This window comes from Rhodopseudomonas sp. BR0C11 (genome assembly GCF_010820945.1).
GTDB classification, from domain to species: Bacteria; Pseudomonadota; Alphaproteobacteria; order Rhizobiales; family Xanthobacteraceae; genus Rhodopseudomonas; species Rhodopseudomonas palustris_H.
This window is the reverse complement of the sequence record NZ_QTKI01000662.1, coordinates 1-1,595: the sequence shown is the minus strand read 5'-3', so window position 1 is coordinate 1,595 and position 1,595 is coordinate 1. Positions and strand designations below refer to the sequence as shown.

The following is a 1,595-nucleotide window of genomic DNA, read 5'->3' as shown; positions in this document are numbered from 1 at the left end:
GCTTTAGCGGGCGGGGTGGGGTGGCGAAGAGTTCATCCGCCGCGCCCGCGGCTCACCCCGCCCCGTCACGCACTCCGCTTCGCGGACCGCGTGCCGACCCTCCCCCTCCAGGGGAGGGTGAAGAGAGCTCTGGTTTGCCGCCGCATCGCCATCCGCACCAAGGTCGCTTAAACTTCAGGTCCACACAGAGTCGCCGTATGCCCGTCCGCCAGCTTCCCGAAACCATCGTCAACCGCATCGCCGCCGGCGAGGTGGTGGAGCGGCCGGCGAGCGTGGTGAAGGAGCTGGTCGAGAATGCGATCGATGCCGGCGCCAGCCGGATCGACATCTTTTCGGACGGCGGCGGGCGGCGGAAGATCGTGATTGCCGACGACGGCTCCGGCATGACGGCGGCGGACCTCGCCCTCGCTGTCGATCGCCACGCCACCTCCAAGCTCGACGACGAGGACCTGCTGCAGATCCGCACGCTGGGGTTTCGTGGCGAGGCGCTGCCGTCGATCGGCGCGGTGGCGCGGCTGTCGATCACCACGCGGCACGCAACCGAGCCGCACGCCTGGAGCCTGCGCGTCGAAGGCGGCGATAAGACCCCGATCGCGCCGGCCGCGCTGACCCAAGGCACCCGCGTCGAAGTCGCCGATCTGTTCTTTGCAACGCCGGCGCGGCTGAAGTTTCTCAAGACCGATCGCACCGAGGCCGAAGCGATCCGCGAAGTCGTGCGGCGGCTGGCGATGGCGCGGCCGGACGTGGCCTTCACGCTGGCCGGCGAAGAGCGCGCGCCGGTGACCTGGGCGGCGGCGCTACCGGGTGCGCCGGGGCAACTGATCCGGCTCGGCGACATTCTCGGCGCCGATTTTCGCGCCAACGCCATCGAAGTCCGTGCCGAGCGCGAGGGTGTGATCGTCGAAGGCTTCGCGGCGGCGCCGTCGCTGACCAAAGCCAATGCGCTCGGGCAGTATCTGTTCGTCAACGGCCGTCCGGTGCGCGACAAGCTGATCTTAGGGGCGGTGCGCGCCGCCTATTCGGACTACTTGCCGCGCGACCGCCATCCGGTGGTGGCGCTGTTCGTCACGCTGGATGCGCGCGAGGTCGACGCCAACGTGCACCCGGCCAAGACCGAGGTGCGCTTCCGCAACTCCGGTCTGGTCCGTGCGCTGATCGTGCACGCGCTGAAGGATGGCTTGGCACGCGAAGGCCGCCGGACCGCGGCCAACAGCGCCAGCAGCGTGATCTCGACGTTTCGTCCCGCCTCGATGCCGCCGGCGAATTGGGACTGGCGTTCGTCGCCGTCCTATCCGGTCGGCGGCAGTGCGGCGCCGTCGTTCACGGAGCGCGCGCAGGCGGCGTTCGATGTCGGCGCGCCGAGCGCCGACATTCGTCCGACCGAGGTGACGCCGGATCTGCTCGACCGGCCGCTCGGTGCTGCGCGCACGCAGATCCACGAGACCTACATCGTGTCGCAGACCCGCGACGGTCTGATCGTGATCGATCAGCACGCCGCGCACGAGCGGATCGTCTATGAGCGGCTCAAAGCCTCGCTCGACGCCAACGGCGTGCAGCGCCAGATCCTGCTGATCCCCGACATCGTCGAGATGGAC

The 1,595-nt window shown here is 69.3% G+C and carries 1 protein-coding gene; it reads left to right on the top strand.

What is annotated here, in order from left to right; genetic code table 11:
• Positions 1-197 precede the first annotated feature (197 nt).
• The coding region (mutL, locus tag DYI24_RS26335; protein ID WP_164574403.1) for a DNA mismatch repair endonuclease MutL at positions 198-1,595 on the top strand (1,398 nt) is incomplete at its 3' end.